Annotated in this window: 25 protein-coding genes; 10 read left to right on the top strand and 15 right to left on the bottom strand. The window is 70.4% G+C overall.

The features are described from left to right. Nucleotides 1-272 precede the first annotated feature (272 nt). A complete protein-coding gene (locus KAH28_RS14265; protein ID WP_290577697.1) occupies nt 273-1,835 on the top strand; it encodes an ATP-binding cassette domain-containing protein in 1,563 nt (520 codons plus the stop codon). Between the two features lie 33 nt (nt 1,836-1,868). Here KAH28_RS14265 and KAH28_RS14270 read toward each other — a convergent pair whose 3' ends face one another. Next, nucleotides 1,869-2,579: a helix-turn-helix domain-containing protein gene (locus KAH28_RS14270; protein ID WP_290577699.1), complete on the bottom strand. Its 711-nt coding sequence runs from the start codon at nt 2,577-2,579 to the stop codon at nt 1,869-1,871. 133 nt (nt 2,580-2,712) lie between these two features. On the opposite strand from KAH28_RS14270, the gene KAH28_RS14275 reads away from it, so the two are divergent. Continuing rightward, the gene (locus tag KAH28_RS14275; protein ID WP_290577701.1) at nt 2,713-3,084 is read left to right on the top strand and encodes a group 1 truncated hemoglobin; all 372 of its coding nucleotides are present in this window, start codon (nt 2,713-2,715) and stop codon (nt 3,082-3,084) included. 55 nt (nt 3,085-3,139) lie between these two features. On the opposite strand, the gene KAH28_RS14280 is transcribed toward KAH28_RS14275, so the two are convergent. From KAH28_RS14280 to map, 9 genes are all read right to left on the bottom strand, one after another. Then, nucleotides 3,140-3,484, bottom strand: a complete 345-nt coding sequence (locus tag KAH28_RS14280) for a DUF2834 domain-containing protein (RefSeq protein WP_290577703.1) — start codon at nt 3,482-3,484, stop codon at nt 3,140-3,142. A gap of 47 nt (nt 3,485-3,531) precedes the next feature. Continuing rightward, nucleotides 3,532-3,912, bottom strand: a complete 381-nt coding sequence (locus KAH28_RS14285; RefSeq protein ID WP_290577705.1) for a cupin domain-containing protein — start codon at nt 3,910-3,912, stop codon at nt 3,532-3,534. 39 nt (nt 3,913-3,951) lie between these two features. Continuing rightward, complete coding sequence (locus KAH28_RS14290; RefSeq protein WP_290577707.1) at nt 3,952-4,287, bottom strand: hypothetical protein; 336 nt, start codon at nt 4,285-4,287, stop codon at nt 3,952-3,954. Between the two features lie 96 nt (nt 4,288-4,383). Beyond that, nucleotides 4,384-4,545 (bottom strand): hypothetical protein, encoded by a 162-nt coding sequence (locus KAH28_RS14295; RefSeq protein ID WP_290577709.1) that lies wholly within the window; start codon nt 4,543-4,545, stop codon nt 4,384-4,386. Next, nucleotides 4,539-5,264 carry a GNAT family protein gene (locus tag KAH28_RS14300; protein WP_290577711.1) on the bottom strand — a complete coding sequence of 242 codons (726 nt, stop codon included), beginning with the start codon at nt 5,262-5,264 and terminating at the stop codon, nt 4,539-4,541. Before KAH28_RS14300 ends, KAH28_RS14295 begins: the two co-directional genes overlap by 7 nt. A gap of 55 nt (nt 5,265-5,319) precedes the next feature. Further along, complete coding sequence (locus KAH28_RS14305; RefSeq protein ID WP_290577713.1) at nt 5,320-5,883, bottom strand: YdeI/OmpD-associated family protein; 564 nt, start codon at nt 5,881-5,883, stop codon at nt 5,320-5,322. Between the two features lie 45 nt (nt 5,884-5,928). Then, the gene (locus KAH28_RS14310) at nt 5,929-6,567 is read right to left on the bottom strand and encodes a glutathione S-transferase family protein (RefSeq protein ID WP_290577715.1); all 639 of its coding nucleotides are present in this window, start codon (nt 6,565-6,567) and stop codon (nt 5,929-5,931) included. Between the two features lie 131 nt (nt 6,568-6,698). Beyond that, nucleotides 6,699-7,622, bottom strand: coding sequence for a glutathione S-transferase family protein (locus KAH28_RS14315; protein WP_290577717.1), 924 nt, complete (start codon nt 7,620-7,622; stop codon nt 6,699-6,701). Between the two features lie 91 nt (nt 7,623-7,713). Further along, on the bottom strand, nt 7,714-8,466 hold the full coding sequence (gene map / locus KAH28_RS14320; protein WP_290577719.1) for a type I methionyl aminopeptidase: 753 nt from the start codon (nt 8,464-8,466) through the stop codon (nt 7,714-7,716). Nucleotides 8,467-8,600: 134 nt separating this feature from the next. On the opposite strand from map, the gene KAH28_RS14325 reads away from it, so the two are divergent. Continuing rightward, complete coding sequence (locus tag KAH28_RS14325; RefSeq protein ID WP_290577721.1) at nt 8,601-9,050, top strand: YaiI/YqxD family protein; 450 nt, start codon at nt 8,601-8,603, stop codon at nt 9,048-9,050. A gap of 115 nt (nt 9,051-9,165) precedes the next feature. Here KAH28_RS14325 and KAH28_RS14330 read toward each other — a convergent pair whose 3' ends face one another. The 3 genes from KAH28_RS14330 to KAH28_RS14340 are packed head-to-tail and all read right to left on the bottom strand — an operon-like array spanning nt 9,166 to nt 12,036. Continuing rightward, nucleotides 9,166-10,581, bottom strand: coding sequence for an NAD(P)(+) transhydrogenase (Re/Si-specific) subunit beta (locus tag KAH28_RS14330; RefSeq protein ID WP_290577723.1), 1,416 nt, complete (start codon nt 10,579-10,581; stop codon nt 9,166-9,168). A gap of 10 nt (nt 10,582-10,591) precedes the next feature. After that, entirely contained in the window at nt 10,592-10,897 is a 306-nt protein-coding gene (locus tag KAH28_RS14335; protein ID WP_290577725.1) for an NAD(P) transhydrogenase subunit alpha, read from the bottom strand. A 2-nt stretch (nt 10,898-10,899) separates the two neighbouring features. Beyond that, nucleotides 10,900-12,036: an NAD(P) transhydrogenase subunit alpha gene (locus KAH28_RS14340; RefSeq protein WP_290577727.1), complete on the bottom strand. Its 1,137-nt coding sequence runs from the start codon at nt 12,034-12,036 to the stop codon at nt 10,900-10,902. A 246-nt stretch (nt 12,037-12,282) separates the two neighbouring features. On the opposite strand from KAH28_RS14340, the gene KAH28_RS14345 reads away from it, so the two are divergent. Together KAH28_RS14345 and KAH28_RS14350 are read left to right on the top strand one after the other, a co-directional pair. Further along, nucleotides 12,283-12,762: a DUF3015 domain-containing protein gene (locus KAH28_RS14345; RefSeq protein WP_290577728.1), complete on the top strand. Its 480-nt coding sequence runs from the start codon at nt 12,283-12,285 to the stop codon at nt 12,760-12,762. 56 nt (nt 12,763-12,818) lie between these two features. Continuing rightward, the gene (locus tag KAH28_RS14350; RefSeq protein ID WP_290577729.1) at nt 12,819-14,750 is read left to right on the top strand and encodes a DUF4105 domain-containing protein; all 1,932 of its coding nucleotides are present in this window, start codon (nt 12,819-12,821) and stop codon (nt 14,748-14,750) included. Here KAH28_RS14350 and KAH28_RS14355 read toward each other — a convergent pair. Together KAH28_RS14355 and KAH28_RS14360 are read right to left on the bottom strand one after the other, a co-directional pair. Then, nucleotides 14,708-15,631 carry a histone deacetylase gene (locus KAH28_RS14355; protein ID WP_290577730.1) on the bottom strand — a complete coding sequence of 308 codons (924 nt, stop codon included), beginning with the start codon at nt 15,629-15,631 and terminating at the stop codon, nt 14,708-14,710. The genes KAH28_RS14350 and KAH28_RS14355 overlap by 43 nt on opposite strands. Before the next feature lie 9 nt (nt 15,632-15,640). Continuing rightward, nucleotides 15,641-16,408 carry an SDR family oxidoreductase gene (locus KAH28_RS14360; protein ID WP_290577732.1) on the bottom strand — a complete coding sequence of 256 codons (768 nt, stop codon included), beginning with the start codon at nt 16,406-16,408 and terminating at the stop codon, nt 15,641-15,643. Between the two features lie 7 nt (nt 16,409-16,415). Here KAH28_RS14360 and KAH28_RS14365 point away from each other — a divergent pair, with 7 nt between their 5' ends. The 5 genes from KAH28_RS14365 to KAH28_RS14385 all read left to right on the top strand — a co-directional run bounded on the left by KAH28_RS14365 (nt 16,416) and on the right by KAH28_RS14385 (nt 22,813). After that, entirely contained in the window at nt 16,416-16,694 is a 279-nt protein-coding gene (locus KAH28_RS14365; protein ID WP_290577733.1) for a DUF167 domain-containing protein, read from the top strand. 30 nt (nt 16,695-16,724) lie between these two features. Continuing rightward, on the top strand, nt 16,725-17,612 hold the full coding sequence (gene ttcA, locus KAH28_RS14370) for a tRNA 2-thiocytidine(32) synthetase TtcA (protein WP_366918204.1): 888 nt from the start codon (nt 16,725-16,727) through the stop codon (nt 17,610-17,612). A 306-nt stretch (nt 17,613-17,918) separates the two neighbouring features. Then, nucleotides 17,919-20,084 carry a primosomal protein N' gene (locus KAH28_RS14375; protein WP_290577735.1) on the top strand — a complete coding sequence of 722 codons (2,166 nt, stop codon included), beginning with the start codon at nt 17,919-17,921 and terminating at the stop codon, nt 20,082-20,084. A 315-nt stretch (nt 20,085-20,399) separates the two neighbouring features. Next, a complete protein-coding gene (argS, locus tag KAH28_RS14380; RefSeq protein WP_290577737.1) occupies nt 20,400-22,178 on the top strand; it encodes an arginine--tRNA ligase in 1,779 nt (592 codons plus the stop codon). 2 nt (nt 22,179-22,180) lie between these two features. Further along, a complete protein-coding gene (locus KAH28_RS14385) occupies nt 22,181-22,813 on the top strand; it encodes an SPOR domain-containing protein (RefSeq protein WP_290577739.1) in 633 nt (210 codons plus the stop codon). The last annotated feature ends 95 nt before the right edge of the window (nt 22,814-22,908 follow it).

A 22,908-nucleotide genomic window follows, 5' to 3' on the forward strand; every position in this document is an offset into this window, starting at 1 on the left:
GGCCGCGGGCGTCGCCGATCGGTTCCGTGATCGCCATAGTGGCACGTCCGCGGCATGGCCCGGCGTTGCGGCACCCGGCGCGGCGCTCTATGCTCGCGACGCGCACCCCGCGCCACCGGAGCCCGCCGCCGCAATGAAGTAGCGCCCGACCCCACCGAGTTTCGCCGTCCCCGCAGGGGGATGTCGCTTTCGCGTGGCGGTGGGCGTGCAGGGACGGCCCGATCGATCCGACGCATGCATGCCCGTCGCCCGCCTCGCCGGGAGATCAGGCCATGCCGATCGCTTGCGCATGCTCCGGCCTCAGTGCCGCCTTCAACGACGATCCGCCGCTCTGGCGTGTCGATGCCGGATTCGATACCGGCCGCACTGGGCTCGTCGGCCCCAATGGCTGCGGCAAGTCCGTGCTGCTGCGCCTGCTGTCGGGCGATCTGCCACCCGCCAGCGGTACGGTGCTCTGGCATCGCCCGCGCCATCGCGTCGATCAGCTCCGCGCCGTGCCGGACGGGCGCGTGGCGGACGCGCTGGGAATCGGCGCGCTGCACGACTGCTTCCGGCGCATCGGCGCGGGGGCCGGCACGCCCGCCGACCTCGACCGCGTCGCGACGCTGTGGCATCTCCCGGCCGAGTGGCAGCGGCAACTCGCCGGGGCCGGCATTCCACTCGATCCCGACACGCCGACCGACACGCTCAGCGGCGGCCAGCGGAGCCGCCTGGCATTGCTGGCCGCCTTCCTGCATCGCGATCACTATCTGCTGCTCGACGAGCCCAGCAATCATCTCGATGCCGACGGCCGCCGCTGGTTGATCGAACGGCTGCGCGCGCATCGCGGTGGCGCCCTCGTCGCCAGTCACGACCGCGCCCTGCTGCGCACGCTCGACACCATCGCCGAGCTTCGGTGCGACGGTCTGCATGTGCACCGCGACGGCTTCGACGCCTACCGCGCCGAACGCGAACGCGAAGCCGAGGCGCTGGCGCGCCGGATCGCCGATACCCGCAAGCAGCAGCGCCGTGAACAGGATCAGCACCAGACCGCCGTCGAACGCGCCGCCCGACGCCGTCAGCAGGGCGAGCGCGAGCGCCGCTCGGGCTCGCAGAGCAAGCTGCTGCTGGATGCCCGCACCGAAAAGGCCCAGCACAGCGCCGGCCGGCGCGGCGCCGCGCACGAGCAGCGCGCGATGCGTCTCGGCCGACAACTGCGCGAGGATCAGGCGCGCCAGGACCGGCTGCGCGGTCAGCGCCTGCCGCTGTCGGCCGAGACCGCCCCGGGCATGCAGCGACTGCATCTCGAATCCGTGGTGCTGCCCCATGGCACCGGCGCCGCGCTCTCGGTCACCGTGCGTGCCGGCGAGCGCTGGCGCATCCACGGACGCAACGGCATCGGCAAGTCGACCCTGCTGCGGGTGATGGCCGGCACGCTCCAGCCGCGATCGGGTCGGTGCCGGCGTCACGGCCGCGGCGTCTATCTCGACCAGGACTTCGGACTGCTCGATCCCGGGCAGTCCGCGCTGACGAATCTGCGCCGTCTGCACCCCGGCATCGACGAACAGACCTGGCGCACGCGTCTGGGCAGCCTGCGCATCGAGGGTGACAGGGCGCTGCTGGCGCTGGATGCACTGAGCGGCGGCGAGCGCCTGAAGGTGGCACTGCTGGCGGTCACCGGCGGCCCCGAGCCGCCGGCGATCCTGCTGCTCGACGAACCCGACAACCACCTCGACCTGGACTCGCGCGAACTGCTGGAGCGGGCACTGGCCGACTACGCCGGCACCATCGTGGTGGTGTCGCACGACGAGGACTTCATCGCCGGCATTGGCGTGGATCACGTGCTGGCGTTGTGACGCCGACCGCAGGGAGCAGCGCGCCGCCGGCGGCTACCAGGCCGTGATCGGGACTTCGCGCAGGGAGGCCTCGCCCTGGCGCGCCAGCGGACTGCCCTGCAACCACTCGGGCAGCTGCCGGCACAGGTCGTCGCTGCCCAGCATGCGCAGCTCATTGCGGCGCTCGGCCTCGGCCAGCGTGGCGCGGCACAACCAGACCTCCGTCAAGGCCCGGACGCTGGCATGCAGCAGCAGATCGACCTCGTGGCCGGGGTCCTCCATGCAGAGGTCGGTCTCGCCCGCCTCGGAGACCAGCCACCAGTCGCGCCGCGCCGCATGGGCGTCCGAGAAGCGGATCTGCACCACCACCCGGCGGGCCGGAAAGCGGCTGGCATCGACCCCGCGCCGGATGTCCCACATCAGCAGCCCGACGTCGAGATCGTCCTCCTGCAGCTGGCTGCCGACCCAGCGATGCCCCCAGGTGCCCATGAGCTCGACCATGGGCCGCAGCTCGTCCCCGGCCTGCGTGAGCGCATAGGTCTGCGTCCCGTCGTCGTCGCGGACGTGCCCTACCACGCCGGCGTCGACCAGCTGCCGCAGCCGGCGCGAGAGCAGGGTCGGCGACATCAGCGGCAGGCCGCGACGCAGATCGTTGAAGCGCCGGCTGCCCGCGGACAGCTCGCGCACCAGGATCATCGTCCAGCGCTCGCAGAGCACTTCCGCGGCCTTCGCCAGCGGACAGAACTGGCCGTACCCCTTTGCCATGCAGCCAGTCTAGGCACCCGCGTGCGCGCTACGCCAGTACAGGGCGTGTACTAGGCGCCCGCGCGCCATCCGCCTAGGGTCGTTGCCGCGCATGGCGAAGTGCGCAACCACGGCTTCAAAGGAGGATCCCGTCATGAGCACGCTCTACGAACGACTCGGCAAGGCCGACGGCATCGCGGCGCTGGTGGACGACATCGTCGATGCGCATCTGCGCAATCCGGTCATCCAGGCGCGCTACATGCCGCTCAAGGACGACCCGGAGAAATTCGCGCAGGCCAAGCAGCACCTGCGTGATTTCCTGGGTGCCGGAAGCGGCGGGCCGGAGACCTACACCGGCCGCAGCATGCTCGAGGCCCATCGCGGCATGAACGTGAACACCGCCGAGTACATGGCCGCCATGGACGACATCATGGGCACGATGGCGGCCCACGGCGTCGACGAGCAGTCGCGCAACGAAGTGCTCGCCACGATCTACGGCCTGAAGGACGAGATCGTGCACGCATGAGCACTGCGCGCCGGACCGGCGCGGGACGCGACCGGCCGTCCCGCGCCCGTTCCGGCTACGCCGTTGCGGCCAGCGCCGCCATCCGGCGCTCGCGCATCCACAGGAAGAACGGCATCGCGAAGGCGATGGCGATCCCGAAGGTGAGGATCGGATAGACCCACCAGTGACGCATGCCCAGCCGGCGCGCTTCCGCGAAGGACCAGACCAGGAAGGCGGCCACGACCACCAGGAGATCGTTGCCGATCGAGCTCGCGGCGGCATTGACGTAGACATCCGCGATGAAGCGGTCGATCGGGAGTCCGCCGTGCTCGGCGATGAACTGCAGATTGAAGTACCAGGTTACCGCCACCCCCGTGATGGCGATGACGGCGTAGATCCACTGCCGCGCGGTCGGTCCCATGATGTCGTCTCCCCTGTTGTCGTGGCGCCCACCATAGCCGGCCTTGGTCACGGCGCGTCAGCGTGCTCGGTGCCCTCGCCGGGCGTCACGAAGAGCATGCGGGTGGGCTCGCGCACGCGGGCGGTGTGCCACGTGTTGCGCGGGATGACGACACAGGACTCCGGCTCGGAGAGCGCCACGACTTCGTCGCCGGTATCGCGGCGCAGGATCATCTCCGCCGTGCCCGACAGGAGCACCACGATCTCGTCGCCATGCGGATGGCGCTCCCAGTTGCCCCAGTCGCGGTCGAATGTGTACACCGCCACCAGGGCGTGGCCGCGGAAGCCGTCGAATCGCGAATCGAGCTCCTGGTAGACGGTAGGCGTGACGGGCACGGTCGCCACGTCCATGCGCGGCGTGAGAACGGCGAAGGTGTCGGTGAGCTTCATGCAGGACGCTCCTGACGCGGGATGTGCTGGGTTCCGGACTCAGGGACGGTCGCCCGCCGCACGGCACGTGCGCACGATGGCGAGAAGCCGCCGCTCGTTGCGGAACATCGCGGTGACGAATACGACGAAGACGGCCATCACGACCAGCAGGCCGAGCGTGACCACGGGAAGCATGGCAGCCATCAGCCCCGCCGTGGCGTCCGGCAGCGTCCCTGCCCGGACGGCTTCCGCAACCGCCAGGGGGTTGATCAGCAGCGGCGCCTTCCACCACAGCCAGCCACCGCACCCGACGAGCAGCGCAAGCATCGCGATCGCCGCGTACGGCCAGAGCCGGACGAGCCGCTCGCGACGTGCAAGAAAGCCGGCGTCCGTCATCGATCCGTCTCCTCGTCCTCGAACAGTGGCCCGGGCGGGCGGTCCGGACTGCACCACCGAATACTGCCACCGTGTTGCGCGGAAGGGGGTGGGACGCTAGCTGCGGGCCGCGGGCCGTGCCAGCACGATGTGGGCGACCGCATCGGTGGCGGCACGCTGCACGCACCGGTAGCCCAGCGTGCGCAGATCGATGCCGGTGAGCAGATTCACGCCGGCGCGGGGCAGCACCGGTGCAACAGCAGGCCTGCCGCTCAGCATGCCGACTGGTGACGCGCGATCAGCTCGGAAAGGCGACATCGCTGCCGCCCGTCGGAGGTGAAATTGTCGGGCGACAGCCATGCCTCGTAGCCCGGCCGGATCGCGGGCCATTCGCGATCGAGCAGCGAGAACCATGCAGTGTCGCGGTTGCGACCCTTGATCACCGCGGCCTGCCGGAAGGTCCCCTCGTACTGGAAGCCCAGTCGCAACGCCGCCCTGCGCGAAGCGGCGTTGAGCGCATTGCACTTCCATTCACAGCGGCGATAACCGAGTGCGAAGGCGTGGTCGATCATGCGATACAGCGCCTCGGTTGCCGCCACGGTGCGTTGCAGGCGGGGCGCGAGATGGATATGGCCGAGCTCCAGCACGCCCATCGCCGGCTGCACGCGCATGTAGGCCGCGAGACCGCTCGCCAGCCCGGACGCCTTATCGACGACCGCGAAGAACCGTGGATCGACCTGCGCAGCCTGCTCCGTCAGCCAGGCGTCGAACGCGTTGCGGTCGGGAAACGGACCGTAGGGCAGGTAGGTCCAGCCCGCGCCGTCGCGATCCGCCGAGAAGGCTTCGAAGAGCGCGACCGCATGGGTATCTGCCTCCAGCGGCACGACTACACAGGTCCGCCCGGACAGGGCCGCGCGCGCCGGCAGCGGCGGCGCCCGCCAATCCGGCACCGCATCACCGACCGGCTGGCCGAGATCGTTCACTGATTCGTCGCGCACCCGGTTTCCTCGTGGCCACCCGCCGCCGGCCCTCGCATCGTCGAATCGCGCGCCCTCAGTCATGCATGCCCTTGCCTTCCAGAATCCGCGGCACATGCTTCTCGATGCGGGAAGTGCGGGTCTTCGACTGCTTGGCGCCCGAGAAGTGGAGAAGATATCCCCTTTGCCGCCCCGAGGTCAGCGTTTCGAAGGCTTTCTTCAGCTCTGGCACCTCGCCGAACATGACAACCAGTTCCGCCGGATAGGGCTCCGGCGCCCGGCTGCGCTCTACCCGCAAGCCGGCCTTCTCCACCCGGACGGCTTGCGCAATGAAGTTGCTCAAATGCGGCGCCATGCGCTCCACCGCGTCGACGCTGTCGAACATCATGCGGCGCGCCGCCCGCGCGTTCGGGCCGGGCGCCTCCATGAGGCCATCCGGATCATCGAGCAGCGCGCCCTTGAAGAACATGAAGCCGCAGCGCGCCTTGAAGGGCTGGATGATGGCGACGCTGCCCGCGGCAATGCCGTAGCAGGGCTTGCCCCATTTCAGCGACTCGCTCAGGCCGCAGTCGAGCGCGATCGACCGCAGGCGGCTCATCTCGTCGCGCCACGTCACTGCCTTCGCCAGATAGGTGTCCACGCTACGGTCCATCGCTGCCTCCACGGCGGCCGGGCTGAGCGCCCGTCAGTCTGCCGCAGCGAAATGCGCGAGCTGGTCGGCGTGCGCCTTCGCGAATGCGGGGCGGGCCGTGACGCGCGCAACGTAATCCCGGCACGCCGGTCGCGCCGCCAGCCCGTCGAAGCGGTCGACCAGGCGCAGCGTGTCGGCCATGAGGATATCGGCCACCGAGAAGGTCCCGGCCAGCCAGTCGCGCCCTTCCAGGACCGCCTCCATGTGCCGGAGCCGGGCTTCGAGGAAGCCGTCGATATGCTGCCGTCCCGGACTGTCGGTGGTGTCACCGGAGAAGCGGATGACCGACCACGGCAGCACCGCTGCCTCCACCGAGTTGAGCGCGGCGAACAGCCAGACGATCGCGTCGCTTCGCATGCGCGGGTCCACTGGCAGCAGCGCGTCGCTGCGCTCGCCGAGATGCAGCAGGATCGCGCCGCTCTCGAAGAGGGTCGCGTCGCCGTCGGTCAGCCACGGCACCTGTCCGAAGGGCTGGTGCGCGAAGTGCTCCGGCGTCCGGTCGTGAAAGGACACGCTCGCCACGCGGTACGGGAGCCCCGCCTCCTCCAGCGCCCAGCGCACGCGCAGGTCCCGGACGTAGCCGCGCGGCAGCTCCGGTACCCAGTCGAAGGTGGTGAGGGTCAGATCGGTCATGTGGCAGCTCCCCGTGCTCGGCATCGTGGCGAGCGGGCCGCCATGCGTGACCCGCTCCCACCATGCAGTCGACCGAGCGGCGCGCGAATCGACACCCGCGTCATCGAGCGGGGCGCCATGCCTCTCCGTTCCTATGCGGGCGCGATCGAATAACCCGCGCGCGGGAAGTGGACGTGGACCGTGCCGAATGCCTCGGTGTCCCGCGCCACGATGATGCGGTCGACGGTGACCGCCGCCAGCGTCCCCGTCACCGGCACCACGCCGTAGTCGACGGGCGCGACATGCACCCTTCCGCCGACCGCCACCGGCGCATCGGCTTCGCTGTCCGGCACCGCGCGGGGCTCCGATTCGCGGGCGGCGCCGAACGCGTCGGCCTGCGCGATCTCGTCGCGCGTGCCGTGCCCGATCGCCTCGACCCGCTCGAACCATTCCTGCACCGCGCGCCCGGCCTTCAGCGGCCCGCGGCTGCAGTTCACGTGCAGCCAGAGCGGGTGGTAGGCCGCCAGGTCCGCGACCGACGGCTGCGCACCGGCCACCCACTGGGCCGTCTGCAGCCGCGCATCCAGTGCGTCGAACAGGGACTGCAGGATCGCCCCGGCATTCGCGGCCCCCGGCGGCTTCGCGGAGCCGCCCTTCAACAGCGCGGTGCGGTCCTTCATGAAGCGCACCATCCCGAACGGACCGAAGGTCTTCAGCATCGTGCCCAGCAGCCGCACGGGCGGCACCGAGGCGATGGCGGCGAAGAAGGCTTCGCCTTCCGCCTGCTGCATCAACTCGCGGGCGCTCTCATCCGCATTCGACGGATCGATCGCCGGGTTGTCGGCCATGCGCGCGACCTCCTGCGCGATGAGCGCGCTGTCGCAGAAGACATCGGCACCGATCTGCGCCACCGGGATCCTGCGATAGCCGCCCGCCAGCGGGTCGACGTTGGGCCGGGGCGGCCACGGCGGCGACAGCAGCGACTGCCAGCGCATGCCCGCCAGCCCGAACATCAGCCGCACCTTCTCGGCATAGGGCGAATTGTCGTAGTGATGGAGGATCATCGTCTCGCTCATGCAATGCTTCTCGCGTGTGGGGGCGTGTGTCGGCAGGCCGCGCCGCACCGGCGCATAGCGCCGGGTGCGTCGGGACTTGCCGCGAATCCGGTCAGGCGTTGGTGCGCGTCGCCACGATGGGGGCACCCCTAGTGACGATGATGGTGTGCTCGTACTGAGCCGACCGGTTGTCAGGATGCCCGACCAGGGTCCATCCGTCCTCGGCCTCCGAGACGAAACGGCTCCGGGTCGACAGAAACGGCTCGATGGCAACCACCTGACCATACTCGAATCGGCGGGCATCCCGCCTGTCGAAGTAGCTGACGATCTCCTCGGGTGCCTCGTGCAGGCTGCGCCCGACCCCGTGTCCGGCGAGATTGCGGATCACTCTGAAGCCGTGGGACCGCGCGACGCGCTGTACCGCCCTGCCGATCCGGTTGATGGGCGCACCGGCGCAGACCTCCGCCAGCGCGTGATCGAGGGCCATCCGGGTCGCGTGGCAGAGGCGCTGCGCGGTACGCGTCACCGGCGGGACCACGACCGTGCCGCCGGTATCGGCGAAATAGCCGTCCCGCTCCGCGGAGACATCCACGTTCACGATATCGCCCGCCTCGATCACGCGATGCCCCGGAACGCCGTGCGCCGCTTCCTCGTTGACGCTGATGCAGGTAGCGCCGGGGAAATCGTAGACGGCCCCGGGCGCCGATCGCGCGCCGTGGCGATCCAGCAGCTCCGCACCGAACCGATCCAGCTCCGCCGTCGTCATCCCCGGCTCGACCGCGCCCAGCATGGCGTCGCGCACCAGGGCAACCACCCCGCCCACGCGCATGATTCCGTCGATGTCCTGCTGGCTTTCCACCGTCATTCGTGCACGTTATACCCCTGGTGGCGCGCGCGGCCCGGAGGCCGGCACGGCGCTACGGCGAAACCGGCGCCTTCCGGCGCGCGGCAAGCGGCAGCCGGCCCGCCTTCGGACAGCCGCCCCGGCATACTCCCGGCATGAAGATCTGGGTCGATGCCGACGCCTGCCCGGGCGTCATCAAGGACATCCTGTTCCGTGCCGCCGAACGGACCGGGGTACCGCTCACGCTGGTGGCCAACCAGCCGCTGCGGGTGCCGAAGTCGCGCCATATCCGGGCGATGCAGGTGGGTGCGGGCTTCGATGTCGCGGACAACACCATCGTCGGGCTCGCCGAAGCGGGCGATCTGGTGGTGACGGCGGACATCCCGCTGGCCGCGGAGGTACTGGAGAAGGGCGCGCACGCGCTCAATCCGCGCGGCGAGCGCTACTCCGCGGACACCATCCGGGCCAAGCTGACCATGCGCGATTTCATGGATACGCTGCGCGCCAGCGGGATCCACGGCGACGGGCCGGCGCCGCTGGGGCAGGCGGAGCGACAGGCCTTCGCGAATCAGCTCGACCGGTTGCTGGCCCGCCGACGCGCATAGCCACCCCGCCACCGGCCGGCCAGAGAAAAAGGCGAGCCGTCTCCGACTCGCCTTTCGAATGCGACCGCTTGGGCGGTTCCCGCTCCCGCGCGCAGGAGCGGGAACCGGGTTTCGATCAGCCCAGCGACTTGATGGCTTCGATCATCTGCACCATCACCTTCTGCGCATCGCCGTAGACCATCTGCGTGTTGTCGGCGTAGAACAGCTCGTTCTCGACACCGCTGTAGCCCTTGCCCTGGCCGCGCTTGACGACGTAGGCCTGCTGGGCCTTGTCGACGTTGAGGATGGGCATGCCGTAGATCGGGCTGGACTTGTTGGTGCGCGCCGCCGGGTTCACGACGTCGTTGGCGCCGATGACGATGGCGGCGTCGGCCAGCGCGAATTCCTCGTTGATGTCGTCGAGGTCGAAGATGATGTCGTAGGGGACACCGGCCTCGGCGAGCAGCACGTTCATGTGGCCGGGCATGCGGCCCGCCACCGGATGGATCGCGAAGCTGACCTCGACACCGTTCTTCTGCAGCAGCTTCACGAACTCGTAGAGCTTGTGCTGCGCCTGCGCCACGGCGAGGCCGTAGCCCGGAACGATGATGACCTTCGAGCCGTAGTACATGGAGATGGCGGCATCGCCGGGCTCCACGGACTTCATCGTGCCCTCGATCTCGCCGCCGCCGTCTTCCTCGGCACCGAAGTTCGAGAAGATGACGTTCTTCACCGAGCGGTTCATGGCCTTGGCCATGAGCAGGGTCAGCAGCGTGCCGGCCGAGCCCACCACGGTACCGGCGATGATCATCGCTGGGTTCTGCAGCACGAAGCCCTCGAAGGCGACTGCCAGGCCGGTGAAGGCGTTGTACAGCGAGATGACCACCGGCATGTCGGCACCGCCGATGGGGGTGGTCAGCAGCACGCCCAGCGCCAGCGAGGCGATGAAGAACAGCGTGATCGCGAAGCCGGGAATCCCGTCGTCGCCGACCGCCAGCACGTAGATGGACAGCGCCACGGCCAGTGCCAGCAGGCCGCCGTTGATGAGCTGCTGCGCGCCGAGGCGGATGGTCCTGTTGAGACGACCGTCCAGCTTGGCCCAGGCGACGATGGAGCCGGACAGCGCCACGGCACCGATGAGGCCGCCGATCAGCGCCAGCACCGTCACGGCGAAGCCGTGCTCCTGGGCGTTGCCGGAATACAGCTCGACGGCGGCAATGGCCGCGGCCGCGCCGCCGCCCATGCCGTTGTAGAGCGCCACCATCTGCGGCATGGCGGTCATGGCGACGGTCTTGCCGCTCCGCCATGCCCACACCACGCCGATGCCGAGCGCGATGAGCGCCAGGAAGATGTTGATGCCCAGGTTGTCCTCGGCCGCCGGACGCACGTCGAAGGCGTAGAGGAAGGCGGCGGCCACGGCCAGGACCATGCCCCAGCCGGCCACCTTGATGCCCGAAGGCGCGGTGACCGGGCTGGCCATGCGCTTGAGGCCGTAGATGAAGAGCAGCGTCGCGATGAAGAAGGACGCCGCAATCAGAAAGTTCGCGGTCATGAGGCTCCCCTTATTGCTGCTTGTCGCTGGACTTGAACATGTCCAGCATGCGGTCGGTCACGACGTAGCCGCCGGCGGCATTGCCCGCCCCGAGCAGCACGCCGAAGAAGCCGATCGCCTGCTCCAGCAGGGTGCCGGCGTTGAGCAGCGCCCAGATCGCGCCCACGACCACGATGCCGTGCACGAAGTTGGAGCCGGACATCAGCGGCGTATGAAGGATCGCCGGCACGCGGCCGATGATCTCGTAGCCGGTGAACGCCGCGAGCATGAAGATGTAGAGCGCGACGAAGCCGGTGATGGCGGTAGTGGCGTCCATGGTCAGCTCCCCGAAGTGTTCTCGTCCACGGCGGCCTTGGCCGCCTCGTTCTTGATCTCGCCGTCGTGCGTCAGTACCGACTTGGCGACGACCTCGTCCTCCCAGTTCAGGTTGATCTCGCCCTCGGCGACGATCAGTTCCAGGAAGTTGAGCAGGTTCTTCGCGTAGAGCTCGGAAGCGTGCTCGGCCAGCAGACTGGGAATGTTGAGCGGCGCGACGATGGTCACGCTGCCCACCTCCACGGTCTCGCCCGGCTTGGTCAGCGGCGTGTTGCCGCCGCCCTCGGCGGCGAGATCGACGATCACCGCGCCCGGCTTCATGCCCTTGATCTGCTCCTCGGAGATGATCTTGGGGCTGGGACGACCCGGGATGGCGGCGGTGGTGACGATGGCGTCGGCATTCTGGATGTGCTTGGTGAGCACCTCCGCGGCCTTGGCCTTCTCCTCGTCGGTGAGCTCGCGCGCGTAGCCGCCTTCGCCGGCCGCCGACACGCCGGTGTCGACGAACTTGGCGCCCAGCGACTCGACCTGCTCGGCGACCTCGGTGCGGACATCGTAGCCCTCGACCATCGCGCCCAGACGGCGCGCGGTGGCGATGGCCTGCAGACCGGCGACGCCGGCGCCCATGACCAGGACCTTGGCGGGACGGATCGAGCCCACCGCCGTGGTCATCATGGGCAGGATGCGATTCAGGTTGGTGGCTGCCAGCAGCGCGCCGTAGTAGCCGGCCAGCGCGGCCTGCGACGACAGCGCGTCCATGGCCTGGGCGCGCGTGATGCGCGGCACCAGCTCCATGGCGAAGCAGGTGATCTTCTGCTCCGCCAGGGCCTTCACGGCTTCCGGCTCGCGGTTGGCGTGCACGAAGGAGAGAAGGATGCTGCCCTCCTTCATCTTCTTGATCTCGGCCGGGCTCGGCGGCTGCACGCGCAGCAGGATGTCGGCCTTGCCCAGTTCGAGCTTGCCGACCTTGATGCCGGCCGCCTCGTAGGAGGCATCCGGAATGCGCGCGGCATCTCCGGCACCGGTCTGCACGCTGGTCTCCACGCCCAGTTTGTCGAGCTTGGCGGCGATGGCAGGCACCACCGCGACGCGCCGTTCGTTGGCCCGCGTCTCCTTGGGCGCGACGATCTTCACCGTCATTTGGGAACTCCCTCGTTGTCATCAAGATCGCGCCACCGCGGAAAGGCGGCGAGCAGCGATGAGCGCGCGAGTCTACGCGCGAGGCCAAATAGTAATCAATGCGGCCACCTCGTAGGTCCAGATCGCGGGACGCCGGTCACAATGCCCCCAAAATTCGTGATGACACCGGCCCGGGCCTGCGCTAGATTGCCCTGGTGGCATTGGCCACACGGGTAATCGAACCAACATCCCATAAGGGGGACCAGCATGCTCAAGAGAACGATCGCTGCCGCGATTCTGGCTTCCGCTCCGCTCGCCGGCGCGCTCGCCGACGACGACATCGGCTGCGGTGCCGGCACCATCATCTGGGAAGGTCAGGAAGGCCTGGTCCCCAAGGTGCTCGGCGCGACCACCAACGGCACCTTCGGCAACCAGACCTTCGGTATCTCCACCGGGACGCTGGGCTGCTCGTCGGATGGCGTGGTGACCGCCGATGCGCGTACCGGCATGTTCGCCTCGGCGAACCTGGACCAGATCGCCGCCGAGATCGCCGCCGGCGAGGGTGAGACCCTCGACGCGCTGGCCACGCTCTACGAGATCGACGACGCCGACCGCGCCGCCTTCGCCGAGATGGCCCAGGCCCACTACGCGTCGATCTTCGACGCCAACGACGTCACCGTCGCCGACGTGCTGGCCGGCCTCGAGTCCGCCATGGCGCAGAACCAGTCGCTGTCGCGCTACGTCTGATCCGTAGCGACAGGCAACTGTCACGAGCGGCGCCGTAGAATCGGCGCCGCTTTTTTATGCGCATCGCCATTCTCATTGCCGGCCTGATGCTGGGCGCTGCCGCGCTCGGCGCCCGCGCCGATGACGGCGCCGGAACGCCGGACGTGGCCGCCCTGCAGGCGCGCGCCGACGCGCTCGGGCTCGCCGACGGCCGCGCCTGGCTGACGGCGCTGCACTACGAGAAGGGCTTCTCGGGCATTCCGCACAGCGCGGTGGACTCGGACTGGTTCTTCCTGGCCGAGGACGGCTACCGCGACGCGCGCGCCGAGCTGCACGCCACGCTGCGCGCCTTCGCCGGGAACCGAACCATCGACCGCCGCGAGGAACCGGCCGCCTGCGTCTTCGGGCTGCGCTGGCGCATCCTCGACGAGGCGCTGGACCTGACCGCGGCCGGCGTCCCGCAGCCCGCCTGCGAGCGGCGCGCGGATTGGCTGGCGGCGCTCAACCCGGAGCGCCTGTGGCTGGTGTTTCCCTCCGCCTACCTCAACAGTCCGGCGTCGATGTTCGGCCACACCCTGCTGCGCATCGACGGTACCCGCGGCTCCGAGGACGCGCCCCTGCTCGCCTACGCGGTGAACTTCGCGGCCGAGACCGGCGAGCAGAACGGACTGGTGTACGCGGTGAAGGGGCTCACCGGCGGCTACACCGGGCGCTTCTCGGTGATGCCCTACTACGAGAAGGTGCGCGAGTACTCGCGCATCGACAGCCGCGATCTCTGGGAGTACCCGCTGCGCCTGGACGACGCGGCCATCGAGCGCCTGATGCTGCATCTCTGGGAGATGCGCGGCGCCGGCTTCGACTACTACTTCTTCACCAAGAACTGCTCCTTCCAGCTCCTCACGCTGCTGGAGGCGGCCATGCCCGAGCGCGACCTGCGCGCCGGTCTCGAGCTCTGGGCCATCCCCACCGACACCGTCCGCGCGCTCCAGCACCAGGGACTGATCGGCGCGCCCAACTACCGCCCGTCGCTGTCCACCACCATCAGCCACCGGGCGACCCGGATCGGCGACGCCGACACCCGGACCGCGCTCGCGATCGGCGAGGGCGAGCGCGCCCCCGGGACGCTGGCGGACGACGACCCGGTGCGCGCCGCACGCATCCTCGACGTCGCGCACGACTGGCTCTACTACCGCGTGCAGAGCGGTGGCGCCGAGCGCGATCCGGCCCTGACCCGGGCGCGCGGCATCCTGGGCGCACGCGCGGCCACCGGCGTGAAGAGCGGCTTCCGCGACGCCACGCCGCCGGACACGCCGCCGCAGAACGGGCACGACACCGCGCGCTTGAGCGCCGGCGCCTTCGCCGAGGACGACGCCTCCGGCGTGGCGATCAACCTGCGCGCGGCCTATCACGACCTGCTCGACCCGCCCGGGGGCTACGATCCGGGCAGCCAGGTCGCCTTCGGCGATGCCGAGCTGCGCTGGAACGGGCGCAAGGACCGTCTGCAGATCGACGAGCTGCGCGTGGTCGACATCGTCTCGCTGTCGCCGCGCAGCACCCTGTTCCGCCCGATCTCGTGGCGCGTCCACTTCGGCGGCCGGCGCCTGTCCGGACTGGACAGCGCCTTCGGCGGGCACGTCGACGGCGGCCCGGGCATCACCACCCGCATCGGCACGCTCACGCCCTACCTGTTCGGCCGTCTCGCGGCGGACGCCGCCGATGACCTCGACGACGGCTACACCGTGGGCGCCGGCGCCATCGCCGGTGCGCTCTGGCAGCCGAATCCCGCGGTATCGCTGCTGCTGGAAGGCAGCTCGCGCAGCCCGGTACTGGGCGCGACGTTCGAGCGCTACGAGCTGCGCGGCGGCGCGCAGTGGCACTGGGGCGGCCAGATCGCGCTGCGCGCGGAGGGCTACCTGGCCCATGAACGCGGCCGCGACCGCAGCGGTGTGCGGCTGGCCTTCGTGCGCTACATCGCGCCGGCCTTCGCCCCTGCGCCCGCCGCCAGATAGTCCGCCGCCGCCCGGAAGAGCCGGGCGTGGCGCGCGGCCAGCAGCAGCACGTCACGGTCGTAGCCGCCGCCGATGACGCCGGCGAGCGGAATGCCGCGCCCGCGCACCGCGCCGATGACGCAGGCGTCGCGCCGGGACAAGCCGTCGTCGCCGAGCCGGAGATGCCCGAGCCGGTCATCGGCATGCACGTCGACACCGGCGTCGTAGAGCACCAGCTCCGGACGCACGCGATCGAGCAGCGCCGGCAGCTCGGATTCCAGCGCCTGGAGATAGGCATCGTCGCCGGTGCCGCTCGGCAGCGCGATGTCGCGGTCCGAGGCCGCCTTGCGCGCCGGGAAGTTCTCGGCACAGTGGACCGAGACCGTGAACGCGTCGGGATCGTCGGCCAGCAGGCGTGCGGTGCCATCGCCCTGGTGCACGTCGCAGTCCACGATCATGACCCGGCGCACGCCCAGCGTGCGCGCGTGATGCACGGCCACCGCGAGGTCGTTGAGCAGGCAGTAGCCCGACGCGAAGTCGCGGTGGGCGTGGTGGGTGCCGCCGGCGGCGTTGCAGGCCAGCCCCGCGGCCAGCGCCAGCTCCACCGTGCGGCACGTGCCGCCGGTCTCCAGCCGGCAGCGCGCGAAGATCTCCGGAGTCAGCGCGAAGCCGCTCCGGCGCTGCTCGCGCTCGCCGACGCCGTTGCCGGCCAGCGCGTCGAGATAGGCCGCATCGTGCACCGCCTCGAGCTGGGCGCGGGTGGCCTCCGGTGCGGCGTGGAAGCGGTACGGGCCGCCGTCGAGCAGCGCGCGCAGTTCGGCGAACTTCCGCATGGGAAACGGGTGCGTCGGCGGCAGGGCGATGGTGTAGCCGTCGTGGTGGACGACATCGAGCAGAGTCATGCCGAGACGCTACCAGGGCACGGGCGCCCCGTCCCAGGCGAAGAAGCCGCCGCTGTCGCCGGCGGTGAGCCCGCCCAGCACATCGAGAAGCTGCGCGCTGGCCCGCTCCACATCGAAGAGCCTGTCGGCCGGCACGCGGCCCTGGAAGGGTTTCGATAGATCGGTGTCGACCGTGCCCGGATGCAGCGTCACGCACACCAGCTCCGGGTGCTGACGCGCCAGCTCGATGGCGGCGGTATGCACCAGCTGGTTCTGCGCCGCCTTGGCGGCGCGATAGCTGTACCAGCCGCCGATGCGGTTGTCGCCGATGGAGCCGACGCGCGCCGACAGGCTCGCGAAGTAGGCCGTGCCACCGCTGGCCATGAGAGGCGCGAAGTGCTTGAGCACCAGCAGTGGCCCGAAGGCGTTGACCTGCATGCTGCGCGCGGCGATCTCCGGATCGAAGGCCGCAAGCCGGCGTTCGGGTTCCATGCCGAGGGGATCGTGCAGCACCCCGGCGGTGACGATCACCAGATGGAGGTACCCGCAGAAGCGGCGGATATCGCCGGCGGCTTCCTCGACGGTGTGCTCGTCCATCACGTCCATGCGCAGTGTGCGCAGCCGGCAGTCGGCGCTCGCGGTGGCGTGGATCTCGTGTGCCTGCTCGGGTTCGCGGCAGCCGCCGTAGACCCGACCGACGCGCGCATCGGCGAGCAGCGCGCGCGTGATGCCGAGGCCGATGCCCCGGCTGGCGCCCACCACCAGCGCGTTGAATTGGTCGGGAAGCTTTTGCAGCATGGTGCCCATGGAGCGCGCTGCACGGCTGGAAATCAAGGTTGCCGCGGGGGCGTCCAAGAACGCGCTCCAGGGCTTCGCGGGCGACGTGCTGAAGCTCGCGGTCACCGCCGCGCCGGAACGAGGCCGGGCCAACAAGGCGGTTTTCGCGCTGCTCGCCGACGTCCTGCAGGTGCCGGTGAGCGCGCTCGACATCGCGCGCGGCGCGACTCGGCCGCGCAAGGTGCTGACCGTGCAGGGCCTCGATGCCGCCGAGCTGCGCGCGCGCCTGAACGCCGCGCTGTCCTAGAATGATCCGTCCCGCATGCCCCTCCGCACCATGGCCGACGACACGCCACTGATCTTCCACCCGCCGGCCGGCGCCGACCGCGCCGACACGCGCCGCGGCAAGCGCGAGGCCGACAAGCGCGCCAAGCGCCTGCGCCGACTGACCGGGCAGGCGATCGGCGACTACGCCATGATCAATGACGGCGACCGCGTGCTGGTCTGTCTGTCGGGCGGCAAGGACAGCTACACCATGCTGGAGATGCTGCTGCAGCTGCGCGACGCCGCGCCGGTGGACTTCGAGCTGCACGCGCTCAATCTCGATCAGAAGCAGCCCGGCTTCCCCGAGCACGTGCTGCCCGAGTATCTCTCCGGCCGCGGCGTGCCGTACACCATCCTCGAGCAGGACACCTACTCGGTGGTCACGCGCGTGATCCCCGAGGGCAGGACCATGTGCTCGCTGTGCTCGCGCCTGCGGCGTGGCGCGCTGTACACCTTCGCCGCCGAGAACGGCTACAACAAGATCGCGCTCGGCCATCACAAGGACGACATCGTCGCCACCTTCTTCCTCAACCTGTTCTTCGGCGGCCGCATGGCCGGCATGCCGCCGAAGCTGAAGAGCGACGACGGCCGCAACATCGTCATCCGGCCGCTGGCCTACTGCCGCGAGGACGACATCGCCGCCTATGCCGAGAACCGGGGCTTCCCGATCATCCCGTGCAACCTGTGCGGCTCGCAGGACAATCTCCAGCGCCAGCAGGTGCAGCGCATGATGGCGGACTGGGAGCGCACCGCACCCGGTCGCGTCGAGCAGATCTTCCGCGCCATGTGCAACGTCAAGCCGTCGCAGCTCGCCGACCCGACGCTGTTCGATTTCGCCGGACTCGATGCCGGAGAGCAGGCGCGCGACTGGTTCGCAGCGCCCGGCAGCACCGAAGACTGACCGGCCGGATGGGGACCTCCGGCCGCAAGCCGCTGACTGGACACGCAATCGACACATTGACCACGCCCGGGCCGGACGCCCGCGGCGCGTTGACGCCGGCACGCGCGATTTTGCACAAGCACAGTCGACAGCCGACCGGCAAGCCCCCGACGCCGCGCACCGCTCTGGGTAAGTTGCAACCCGCTGTTATAGAAGGATTTTTCGCGCAGCATTCAGTTCTGGTTCATGACCGAACCGGCGCGCGGGACACGCGGAACCGCCGGGTGCGCAACGTTCCGCACAGACTTATCCACAGGCCGTGACGCCGTGTGGCTGATCGCGACCGCTGTCAAGTGCCCGCTGCGGCGGCGGTTCGATTACCAGGTGCCGGAGGCCCTGGTTGCGACGTTGTCACCGGGTATGCGGATACGCGTGCCCTTCGGTCGGCGCGAGACCATTGCCGTGACGCTCGATGCACCGCGCCGCGTCGATGACGGCGGCACCGCGCGCGCCTACCGCCCGCTGGGCGAGGTGCTGGATGACGCGCCGCTGCTCGACACCGAGCTGCTCGCCAGCCTGAAGTGGGCGGCCGACTACTACCACCACCCCATCGGCGAGGTCGTGGCCGCGGCGCTGCCGACCGCGCTGCGACAGGGCGAGGCGCGCAATGCCGCCGAGCAGCCCTGGCTGCACATCACCGCGGCCGGGCGCGCGGTGATCGACACCATCGCGCGGCGCGCCCCTGCCCAGGCGCGCCTGCTGGCGCGACTGGCCGAGGGCGCGATGCCGCGCAGCGAAGCACCGCGCGAACAGGCGAAAGCGCTGCTCGAACGTGGCTACTGCGAACAGGCGCTGCCCGCCCCGCTGGCGACACCGCCGCCACCCGAGCCCGGCGCGCCAGTGGCACTGACCGCCGAGCAGACGGCGGCGCTCGCCGGGCTGCCATGGGCAGGGTTCGGCGTGACCGTCCTGCAGGGCGTCACCGGCAGCGGCAAGACCGAGCTCTACCTGCGCCGCATTGCCGACGACATTGCCGCGGGCGGGCAGGCGCTGCTGCTGGTGCCCGAGATCGGACTTACCCCGCAGCTGCTGGAGCGGGCGCGCGAGCGCCTGGGCGGCGCGGTGATCGGCTATCACTCCGCGATGACCGACAGCGCGCGCCTCGACGCCTGGCGACGCGTCGATGCCGGCGAGCCGCTGCTGGTGGTGGGGACGCGCTCGGCGGTGTGGCTGCCCTTCCGGCGGCTGATGCGGGTGTGCGTGGACGAGGAGCACGACGTCTCCTTCAAGCAGCAGGACGGCTTCCGCTACTCGGCGCGCGACGTCGCGGTGGTGCGCGCACGCGCCTTCGACGCGCCGGTGGTGCTGGGCAGCGCGACACCGTCGCTGGAGTCGCTGCACAACGCGTCGACCGGCCGCTATCAGCTCGTGCGCCTGGACGTGCGCGCACGGGAAGCGCCGGGCGCGCGCCTGCACGTGGTCGACGCGCGCGGGCAGCGCCTGCGCGGCGGGCTGACGCCGGACCTGTCGCGCGCGCTGCAGCGGCACGTCGCCGACGGTGGCCAGGCCCTGCTCTTCGTCAACCGCCGCGGCTATGCGCCGGCGCTGCTCTGCCACGACTGCGGCTGGGGCGCGAGCTGCCGCGCCTGCGACGCGCGCATGACCTGGCACAAGCGGCGCGGACGCCTGCTCTGTCACCACTGCGGCGCACAGCAGGCGGTGCCCGAGAGCTGCCCCGCCTGCGGCAGCGCCACGCTGCGTGCCGCCGGACACGGCACCGAGCGCGTGGAGGAGCATCTGCGCACGCTGCTGCCGGAGGCGCGCATCGCGCGCGCCGATTCCGACGCCATGCAGCGCGCCGGCGCGTGGGACACGCTGCGCGACGAAGTGCTGTCCGGCGCGGTGCAGGTGCTGGTGGGCACGCAGATGCTCGCCAAGGGACACGACTTCCCCGGCATCACGCTGGTCGGCATCGTGTCGGTCGACCAGGCGCTGTTCTCGGCCGACCTGCGCGCCACCGAGCGCATGGCGCAGCTGGTGACCCAGGTCGCCGGCCGCGCCGGCCGCGGCGCGCGCGCCGGCGAGGTGCTGCTGCAGACGCACGTGCCCGACCACCCGCTGCTGCGCGAGCTGCTCGATGACGGTTACGAAGCCTTCGCCGCCTCGCTGCGCGCCGAACGCGCCGCCGCCGCGCTGCCGCCGGCGCGACCGCTCGCCCTGCTGCGCGCCGAGAGCGCGGCCGAGCGCGCCGCCGATGCCTTCCTCGAGGCTGCCGCCGGCGTGCTGCGCGCCCGCGGCGCCGAGGCCCTAGGCCCGGTGCCGGCACCGATGATGCGGCGCGCGGGCCGCTACCGCGCCCAGCTCTGGCTGCAGGCCGACAGTCGCGCGGCGCTGCAGCAGGCGCTGGCGCAGGCCTGCGTCGAGATCGAGGCGCTGCCGGCGGCGCGCCGCGTGCGCTGGGGCGTCGACGTGGACCCGGCCGACACGCTCTGACCTCGCATATCGGACCCGAGGCACGAAGCGCAGATCGCGCATATCAAGATAAGCAATAGAACCACGGATTTCACAGATTCAGGGGATGGTCTACTGGTGGCGCTGACAAGGTCAGCGCACACCAGAACCGGAAAAATCGGTGTCAATCCGTGAAATCTGTGGCCCCACGCTTTTTCCGAATCTGCGCAATCTGCGGTTCATGCTCTTCGCCCGATGGGACACTGACGTAGCCCCGGTCGGCACGCCGCAGGCAGCCGCTGGCGTACGCGCGTATTACACTTGCGCGCCCGCGAACCGCCAGCTCCCGCAGGCGCCATGAAAGCCCCTCTCAAAGCCGACCTCCAAGCCCTGCTCTCCACGGCCTGCCAGAGCCTGCTGGCCGATGCCGGCGCCGCCGACGCCGCACCCGCGGCCGTGCACATCGAGAACACGCGCGACCCGGCGCACGGCGACTTCGCCACCAACCTGGCGATGACGCTGGCCAAGCCGCTCAAGCGCAATCCGCGCCAGATCGCGGAGGACCTGGTGGCACGGCTGCCCGAGGATCCGCGCATCGAACGCGTCGAGATCGCCGGCCCGGGCTTCGTCAATATCTTCCTGAGCGCCGCCGCCTGGCAGGGCATCGCGCGCACCATCCTCGACACCGGCGCCGACTGGGGATTCGACCGCAGCGGCGCGCGCGGCCGGATTCTCATCGAGTTCGTCTCCGCCAACCCCACCGGGCCGATGCACGTCGGCCACGGCCGCAATGCCGCCTACGGCGACGCACTGGCGCGCATCCTGTCGGCCGCCGGCTGGGCAGTGACGCGCGAGTACTACGTCAACGACGCCGGCCGGCAGGTCGACGTGCTGACGGTCAGCGCCTGGCTGCGCTACCTCGAGGCCTGCGGCGAGACCGTGACGCTGCCCGCGCGCGGCTATCCGGGCGACTATCTGGTGACGACGGGCCGGGCGTTGTGCGATGTCCACGGCGACGCCTTCCGGCATCCGGCGGCGATCGTCTTCGCGGACCTGCCGACCGAACCCGTCGAGGGCGACAAGGACAGCGTCAAGCAGGGGCAGGAGCGCTATCTCGACGCGCTGATCGGGCGCGCCCGCGCGCTGCTCGGCGAAGCCGGCTACGCGCAGGTGCGCGATTTCGCGCTGGAGTCGCAGATCGCCACCATCCGCGACACCCTGGGCCGCTTCGGCGTCGCCTTCGACCACTACGCCTCCGAGCGCGAGGTGGTGCAGTCCGGCGCGCCGGCGCGCGCGCTGGAGCGGCTGCGCGCGTCCGGTCACGTCTACGAGGCCGACGGCGCCACCTGGCTGGCGACCAGCGCGCTGGGCGACGAGAAGGACCGCGTGCTCTACAAGTCCGACGGCGCGGCGACCTACTTCGCCAACGACCTCGCCTATCACGAGGACAAGATCGAGCGCGGCTTCGACGCGCTCATCGATGTCTGGGGCGCGGACCATCACGGCTACATCGGCCGTGTGCGCGCCGCCATCCAGGCGCTCACCGGCCGCGACGACGCGCTGGAGGTCACCCTCATCCAGTTCGTGTCGCTGTCCTCCGGGCGCATGGGCAAGCGCAGCGGCAACTTCGTGACCCTGGCCGACCTCATCGACGAGGTCGGCGCCGACGCCACGCGCTTCTTCTACCTGTCGCGCTCGCAGGACCAGCATCTCGAGTTCGATCTCGAACTCGCCAAGAGCCAGTCCAACGACAATCCGGTGTACTACGTGCAGTACGCCCACGCGCGCATCTGCTCGGTGTTCGGACAGGCCCGGGCGCAGGGCGTCGCGGTGCCCGACCGCGCCGACACCGACCTGCTCGCGCCGCTGACCGAGGACCGCGAGCAGGCCCTGCTCAAGCTGCTGGCGCGCTATCCGGAGACGGTGGCGACCGCCGCGGCGCAGCGCGCGCCGCACACCGTCAGCTTCTATCTGCGCGACCTCGCCGACGCACTGCACGGCTACTACAACGCCCACAAGGTACTGATCGACGACGCCGCCGTCCGCGACGCGCGCCTGGCGCTGCTCGCCGCCACCCGCGTGGTGCTGGCCTCGGGCCTCGGACTGCTGGGCGTGTCGGCGCCGGAGTCGATGTAGCGATGGCGCGCGACTACGCCAGCAAGCGCAGCAACGGACGCCGGCGCAGCACGAGCAAGCGCCAGGCCAGGCGACCGGGCACGCCGGGATGGGTGTGGATGATCCTGGGCGTCGCCATCGGCATCGCCGGAGCGGCCGCCTACTGGGTGCTGCAGCCGCCGGAGCAGCGTCCGCAGGTGGCCGCGCCCGAGCCCTCCCGGCCGACCGAGCCGGAGAACAAGGGCATCGAGGTGCCGCCGGAACGGGAGGCCCGCTTCTCGTTCTACGAGATGCTGCCCAGCTACGAGGTCGTCATCCCGCGCGAGGAGATCGAGGGCAGCAAGGAGGCGGCACGCCGCGCCGAGCCCGATGCGCGCGAGAGCAGCCCCAGGAACACGCAGACCCTCGCCGAGAAGGGCGACTACATCATCCAGATCGGCTCCTACCGCAGCCGCGGCGATGCCGAGTCGCAGCGCGCCGAGCTCGCGCTCATCGGCGTGGAGGCGCGCGTCGAGACCGTCACCATCAACGAGTCGGAGACCTGGTACCGGGTCCGCGTCGGCCCCATTGCCGACGCACCGCGCGTGCACAGCCTGATGATGCGGCTGGAGGAGCACGGCATGCGCGACGCCATGCTGGTGCGGGTGAAGAAGTAGGGGCGCGCGACGACGGTCGGACGCGGGCACACGGGTTACCGCCCTTGCAATCGCCCGGCCCGCACTACGCTATCCTCCGCGCAGACGCGGCCCCG

The sequence above is a fragment of the Algiphilus sp. genome (assembly GCF_023145115.1).
Lineage (GTDB): Bacteria > Pseudomonadota > Gammaproteobacteria > Nevskiales > Nevskiaceae > Algiphilus.